General features: G+C 48.6%; 4 protein-coding genes. All 4 read left to right on the top strand.

Features of this window, described 5'->3' with window-relative positions; genetic code table 11:
* Positions 1-26: 26 nt before the first annotated feature.
* Entirely contained in the window at positions 27-1,148 is a 1,122-nt protein-coding gene (locus GTO91_RS09775; protein ID WP_161258420.1) for an adenine nucleotide alpha hydrolase family protein, read from the top strand.
* Between the two features lie 34 nt (positions 1,149-1,182).
* On the top strand, positions 1,183-1,989 hold the full coding sequence (locus GTO91_RS09780) for a ThiF family adenylyltransferase (RefSeq protein WP_161258422.1): 807 nt from the start codon (positions 1,183-1,185) through the stop codon (positions 1,987-1,989).
* The gene (locus GTO91_RS09785) at positions 1,964-6,229 is read left to right on the top strand and encodes an acyl-CoA dehydratase activase (protein ID WP_161258424.1); all 4,266 of its coding nucleotides are present in this window, start codon (positions 1,964-1,966) and stop codon (positions 6,227-6,229) included. The genes GTO91_RS09780 and GTO91_RS09785 overlap by 26 nt, the downstream gene beginning before the upstream one ends.
* On the top strand, positions 6,219-6,668 hold a 450-nt coding region (locus tag GTO91_RS09790; protein ID WP_161258427.1), incomplete at its 3' end, for a hypothetical protein. The genes GTO91_RS09785 and GTO91_RS09790, both read left to right, overlap by 11 nt.

Genomic DNA, 6,668 nt, shown 5'->3' on the forward strand with positions numbered 1-6,668 from the left:
TCGGATCGAATAGGAGATTATCGGCTATGAATCGATGTGCCTCGTGCCTGCTTCCGGAAGGAAAATTTGAAGTAAAGCTCGATGATCGAGGAACTTGCAATTATTGCAATTATTATAACGAACATAAAGCAGACATTCATAATTACCCCTTATACGAACCTCTACTGTCACAACGTTTTGAAAAAGTGAGAGGGAAATATGCCTATGATATTGCCGTAGGGTTAAGCGGAGGCAAGGACAGCACTTACGTTCTATACAAAATGGTGACCAAATACAAATTAAAGGTCCTTGCCATCACCTACGACAATGGATTTCTAACAGACTTTTCACTCTCATCCATCCGGGAGACTGTCAAAACCCTTGGGGTTGACCATTACTATCACAAACCAAACTGGAAAATCCATCAAAAGTTTTACAAAGCAGCGATGAATAAACTTGGCGACCCCTGTATCGCTTGCGCTTTTGGCGGCTATTTTCTAGGAATCAAGCTCTGCCTTGAGAATAAAATCCCCTTCTTGGTGCATGGACGTTCCCCTTTTCAAATGTACCGCAACTTTTTCCCAGGCAGCCGAGATATATTCCTCCCGATGATGGCGATGAATCGCAAGGAACATGACTTCAATACGATCGCTTCTGTCATGGCGCCGATTCACGAGCGCATGCGCGATTGGATTCGGCAATTGTTTGATCAGGAAGAGGATGCTCGGGAGGTTCTTGGAGAGTTCTTTGTTGCTCCGGATCAGTTCGTCGATCGCTTTACCCCAGAGTTCTTAGCCTACTTCCTGTTCACTTCCTATAACGAAGAAAGAATGAAGAAAGAATTGTGCAGCGCCATAAACTGGCGACGCCCTGATAACGACTATCTCCTGGGGCACTATGATTGTAAAATCCATGATGCGGCTGGATACCTCTATAAGTCGCTCAACGGGATCAACGTTCTCGAACCGGATATCGCCGTCATGCTTCGCTTCGGCAGCATCCAGCGCCAAGAGGCCAAGATATTGATGGACATCAGTGAACCCGATGATAACGATTTACAGCAGTCCCTCCAATCGCTGTATGAATTATGTGCTCTCGATCCGGAAAGTCTCAGCCGTTTACTTCATCGATTAAAAGAACAGGGCTGTTCAAAATTCGAATCCCGTTGATCGAAAAACGATGCGATTGCGAGGTAAACCATAGATGAACCTGCCATGGAACGATCTCTTTTCCAGAAATATCGGCGTGATCACGCCCGAACAACAACATCGCCTGAGAAAATCACGGGTGGCGATGGCCGGATTGGGCGCCATCGGCGGAAATGTATTGCACATGCTTGTTCGGGCAGGCGTTGAAAAATTTTCTCTCGCCGAGTTTGATACTTTTTCCGTCAGCAATTGCAACAGACAATTCGGAGCATCTCCATCCACCGTCGGTCGACCGAAGATTGACGTTCTGGCACAGATGGCACGGGAAATCAACCCTCAAGTAGATATTCAAACATATCCCGAGGGGTTGACAGAGGAGAATCTGGACCGGTTTTTGGATGGCGCCGACGCCGTCGTTGACGCTATCGATTTTCTCAATCCACAGATCCGTAAAAGCTTGATCGTGGCTGCCCGAGCCCAAGGTCTCTATGTATTTCTAGCGCCTGCCCTCGGCTTTGGCGCGAGTTTAGTCGTCTTCTCACCTACAGGTCCAACCTATGACGAATTTTTTGGTCCCCTCCCCGCCTCGCTCTCTCCTGAAGATTTGCTCAAATTGGGAAGGAAACTATTCCCCCGCATTCCCGAGTATGTTGACCTTGCCGCCTACCTGAAAGGCATGGGCGCAGGAGGATATCTGCCTACGTTCGCCCCGCCGATCCTGTTGGCCAGCACATTGGCGGCTACGAATCTGATTTTTTTGCTGACCGGCGTCAAGCAACCTCGATGCGCTCCTCAAGTTACTTGGATCGACCTGATGGAGGAGGTTTTGCAAGTCATTGATCTCGACAAAGAAAAGCGTTGATAACGGTGACCGCCAATGGTCACTGGGACTTGATGTAGGTTCCGTCACGGTCAAAGTGGTCCTCTTAGATCCCGATGATCAGGTCCGCTTTAAGCGGTATGAAAAACATCATAGCAAACCTGTCGAAACACTCTACCGCTCTTTCTTGCATCTCAACGAAGCCTTGAAGAAGGAATTGTCTTCTTTTCGAGCCGCCGTAACCGGCTCCGGGCAAAAGCTGATCAGCAACCGGTTATCGATCCCTTCCGTAAACGAGATTGTAGCGCAAGCTACCGCAACTGCCCACTTTTACCCTGGCGTGCGCTCTGTCATTGAAATCGGCGGTCAGGATTCCAAGCACATTCTGTTATCAGGTTCTGAAACAAATGCAAAAGATGTTCGCATCATCAGTCAGAAGATGAACGATATTTGCGCCGCAGGAACAGGCGCATTCGTCGAACAACAGGCGGAGCGGATGCAACTGTCCCTTGACACCTTTGCCAAGTTAGCGATTGGGTCGAATCATCCTGCTTTCATTGCCGGTCGATGCGCCGTCTTTTCCAAGAGCGACATCGTTCACCTGATGCAGGAAGGCGTCCCCAAAGGAGACATCGCCGCCGGGATCTGCAATGCTGTCGTCCGCAACTATGTTGCGCAGTTCATTAAAGGGCAACATGTGGAAAAACCGGTTATCTTCCAAGGCGGGTTGGCGGCTAACCAAGGTGTTGTAAAATCGTTCCGTGAGTCGCTCGGGCTCTCTGATGAAGACTTCATCATCGCCGAACATTACGAAGTGATGGGCGCCATCGGCGCCGCCCTATGGAGTCAAGTTAACGATGGAACCGGCCACAACCTGGTTACATTCATGAAAGAGCTGGAAAAATACATCCATATTGAAACCAAGGCCCCGGCTGTTCAACGTCATTTTCCGCGATTGATCCCAGATATCCAGAGACGCACCGTCATACCGCCTGGCCGGCATGATTGGACCGGCAATCTCTATCTCGGCATTGACATCGGTTCCACTTCTACCTGTGTCGCCGTCATCAACGAAAACCTCGAATTGGTTGAGAAAGTCTATGCCTTGAATCGCGAGGGACCCATACAATCCGTAAAAAACGCCCTGAACCAGCTTCAAGAAAAGCGAGGCAACCAAAAGGCCATCCGCTTCTCGGGGGTCGGGGTTACCGGGAGCGGTCGTTCTCTCGTATCCCGGTTTATCGGCGCCGACGTCGTCCGAGACGAGATCAGCGCCCAGGTCAAAGCGGCCATCCAGATGTATCGGGAAGTCGATACGGTTATTGAGATCGGCGGACAAGATTCTAAGTTCATCCGCATCCATCAAGGTCGTGTTGTCGAGTTCGAAATGAACAAGGTTTGTGCCGCCGGGACTGGGTACTTTCTGCAGGAACAAGCGGATCGACTCAATTATCCCGTAAGCGAATTGAGCAAAGCGGCCTTTGAAAGCCTTCATCCTTGTGATCTGGGCAGCCGTTGCACCGTTTTCATGGAATCCGACCTCGTCAACTTCCAACAGATGGGCGTAAACACCCCGGACTTGATCGGTGGTCTCAGCTACGCTATTGTGAAAAACTATTTAGAAAAAGTCGTCGTCGGCAAGCCGATCGGAGACCACATATTATTTCTCGGCGGTGTAGCCCTGAATGCCAGCGTCGTCTCTGCTTTTCAAAACATCCTTGGCAAAAAGCTCATGGTTCCCGAACATCACGAAGTCTCCGCGGCCTATGGCATGGCCTTGTTTGCCAAAGAATGGGCTCGTTCCCTGAAAAATGATGAAACCAGTTCATTTTATGGAATCAACACCATCGCTCAAGATTATCACCAAACGTTTTTTCAGTGCCACGATTGTTCGAATCGTTGTCGCATCGGTCATGTGACCCTCGATGGAGGCCAGAAATCCTTCAACTACGGCGGTTCTTGCGGAAAATATGAGCGTAAGGCGACGAACAAACATCGTCTGCCAAATCTGATGCAAAGACGTCAAGAACTTTTGTTGAGTTATCATCGGCCAACACAGGACGGACGAGATCGGATCGGCATACCTCGCGCCCAGCTTTTTTACGATTTATTCCCTCTATATTGCACATTTCTGCAAGAGCTAGGTTTTGATGTCGTCATAACCGAAGAAACCAATACGAAAATCGCTCACCGGGGAGCGGAAACCTCCACCATCGACAACTGCTACTCCTGCAAGGTCGTCTACGGTCATGTCGCTGAACTCCAGGCATTGGGGGTAACAAAGGTCTTTTTTCCGTCGGTGATCGAATTTGAACGTCGTGTTCAAGATCTGGAGCGCAATCATAGTTGCCCTTTCATTCAAGGAATGCCCGGATTGATCAAAGATCATTTTACGACGCTTGAATTCTATACACCCTGTTTTTATCGTGACCGAGAAGATGTTGACTGGCAGAGCGAACTCGTCTCGTTGGGCCTAAAGCTGGGGAAGGATCTCCCCCGTGTTAAAGAAGCTGTTCAAAAAGCGGCGGAGGCGCAGTCCGATTTTCGCCGAAACTGCGAAGAGATTGGAAAAAACCTGCTCCAACAAGTATCGATGGAGCAAAAAGCAGCCGTCATTCTCGGCAAAGTGTACAACGTCTGCGATCCTTTCCTCAACATGGGGCTCGCTGATAAGTTATCGGAATTTGACGTGATTTCCTTGCCCTACGACTGCTTGCCTCTTTCCGAACAACAGCTTCCCTCGAATTATATGGACATGATCTGGTCTTGCGGACAAGATCTGCTGCGAGCCGCCAAAATCATCACCCAGAGCAAAGACCTCTTTCCCGTACTTGTGACGAATTTTGGCTGCGGCCCTGATTCCTTCATCATTAAATACTTGGAAGAACTGTTTTGCGAAAAATCATTCTTGGTTCTCGAAGTCGATGAGCATACCTCTGACGTCGGTTACCTGACACGGATCGAAGCGTTCATGAATAACATTCAATTCGAAAAAACGTCCAGTTTTGAGCGCCTCACCTCAAAGTTCCAACCCTTTATTCCTTCACCGGAATTGAAAAAGTTCGACCGCTTGCTTTATGTTCCCTGGGGCTTTGATAGCTATCGAGCGATCGCGGCCGCCTTTGCGTCGATCGGGATCAGAACGAAGATGCTTCCGGTTCACGACGAGCAAACGGAGAAATATGGCCGGGCTCATAGCTCAGGGAAAGAGTGTTTACCCTATATCATGCATGTCGGCGATGCGGTCAGGATGACAGAGGACCCAGAATTTGATCCCGCTACATCGGCGCTCATGATGCCGGCGGGAGATTTGGCCTGCCGGGTATCCGCGTTTTCCACTGCCATTAAGTTTGTCTTGAGAGATTTGGGCTATCCCGACCTGCCTGTCATCGCGCCTCGCATATCTGTTGATAAAGACGAGGTGCTGAGTGTCTTTGGCATCAAATTTGCCAGAAACGTCTTTCGAGGCATCATGTCCATTGAACTGCTTGGTCAAAAAGTCACAGAAATTCGACCGTACGAAATACATCCAGGGGATACAGATACACTATACCAAGAATCGCTAGATAAAATCTGTGACGCCATTGTCAAAGGAGACCTGTTGGAGGTCCTTGCCGACTGTATCGCCGCTTTCGAAAAAATCCAAGTCAATCGCGAACAAAACCGTCCCATCGTGGGTCTCGTGGGAGACGATTACACCAGGGGAAACAGTTTTGCGAATGATAACATCATCAAGCAGTTGGAATCGTTAGGCGCTGAAGTGAGAACCGTTCCGATCTGGGGCACTTACTTGGAATTCCAGATGGGCATGAAACCGAGAAAAACCTTGCGAAGGAAAAATTACCTTGAGTTTTTTGGAGATACGCTAAAATCCTATGTAGGCCATCGGGATATGAAAAAAATCATCCAACTTTTCGAAGGGCGCTTGCAGTGCATTCCCGATGATACGGTGATCCAAATGATCGAACGGAGTTCGAAGTATGTTGATGAACGAAGTGAACCACTGGTGATCATGGCTTTCTCTCATGTGCTGCGCCTGCTCGAACACGGCGTAGCGGGCATCGTCAACTTGTTAGGCTTCCAATGTATGATTCATAATCTCGTTGCAGGTCTCCTCGGTTCCGTTTACAAGGACCATGATAACCTACCAAACGTGACACTGTCCTATGACTTCCTCGAAAAGGGTCATCTTACCAACAGAATTGAGGCATTTATGTACCAAGTACAGCAATATCATCGTGGAAATCACACTCATGTAAGGAGGGTTCCTGATGGGTTATGATTTCTGGCGCAAATGGCTCTTCGGATTTGGTTTGGCGTTTACCTTCTTCGGGATTCTTCTGGCTTTTTTCAACCAAACGCCGCTCTTTGATTTTTTGTTCAATAATCAGGTGAATCCGGTCTTTTGGTCTTCCTTCCCATTGGAGGAACCGCTTCACGACTTTCAAGCCTGGATTTACGGGGTGTTGGGGGCGACCTGCGCCGGTTGGGGTATCTTCATCGCCTTTCTCGCCGTCTATCCCTTGGCGCAAAGGGAACAGTGGGCCATAAAATGTATTTTCATTGGGATCACCCTCTGGTTTGTCATTGACACTTCTATCTCTCTGATTTTTCATGTCATATTTAATGCCCTTTTCAATGTATTACTGCTTATGCTGATCATTGTTCCACTATTGATGATGAGAAAAGAACTGCAGTTGTCTGAAAAATCTCGGCATATC

The organism is Heliomicrobium undosum, assembly GCF_009877425.1.
GTDB lineage: Bacteria > Bacillota > Desulfitobacteriia > Heliobacteriales > Heliobacteriaceae > Heliomicrobium > Heliomicrobium undosum.